Origin of the sequence: Tepidimonas fonticaldi, from assembly GCF_007556755.1 — a bacterium.
In the GTDB taxonomy this organism is placed as follows: domain Bacteria; phylum Pseudomonadota; class Gammaproteobacteria; order Burkholderiales; family Burkholderiaceae_C; genus Tepidimonas; species Tepidimonas fonticaldi.
Window position 1 is genome coordinate 1 of the sequence record NZ_VJOO01000080.1, and the last position, 734, is coordinate 734.

A 734-nucleotide genomic window follows, 5' to 3' on the forward strand; every position below is an offset into this window, starting at 1 on the left:
GGGCAGGCAAACATCGAAAAACTCCCAGAAAACGGCGCATCAGACCATCAACTCTGGGGGAAATTGTACTCGCAAACAGACAATAACACAAGAAAAATCATGAGGTTATGAATATTTCAGGGACGACTCGGTGGTGTCCTCGTACACGCCGTCGAGCCACAGCATGTGGAAGTGGATGTTGAGATTCAGCGCGCTGCCGAAGCGCTGGATCAGGGTCACCGCACCGCATTGCGCCGTATCCCGCGGCACGCCGGCCTGATCGGCAAGCCAACCGGCGATCACACGATGCACGATGCCCAGCACCGGGCTGATGGCCTCCGGCTTGCTGGCGAACAGGAAGCGCAACGGGTACGGGAAACTCAGCACCCATTGCCGCACCGGTCGCGGGCCGAACACCTCGTCCACCAGATGCCGCGCCGACTCGGCCATGCGCCGTGCGCCGCAGCTCGGGCACAGCCCGCGCTTCTTGCAGGAATACGCCACCAGCCTCTCTGCACGACAGTGCTCGCAGACCACGCGCAGGAAGCCGTGCTCGAGCACGCCGCAGCGCAGGTAGGTCTCGAACTCCTCGCGCACATACTCGGGCAGCGGGCGGTCTTCGGCCTCAAGGGCACTTCTCGAAACCTCCCTCCCCCTTGCAGCCCGTGAGCCGGCATGATGGCGCCCATGAGCACATCGCGCATCAAGCCCTCGTCCTTCTGGCGCTCTCAGCCCGGCGCTGACCTGTTCGTGCA

1 pseudogene is annotated in these 734 nt (G+C 62.9%); it reads right to left on the reverse strand.

The annotated features are described in order from the left end of the window. Positions 1–126: 126 nt before the first annotated feature. A pseudogene (locus Tfont_RS14400) lies at positions 127–609 on the reverse strand (transposase zinc-binding domain-containing protein); the annotation flags it as partial. Positions 610–734: the final 125 nt, after the last annotated feature.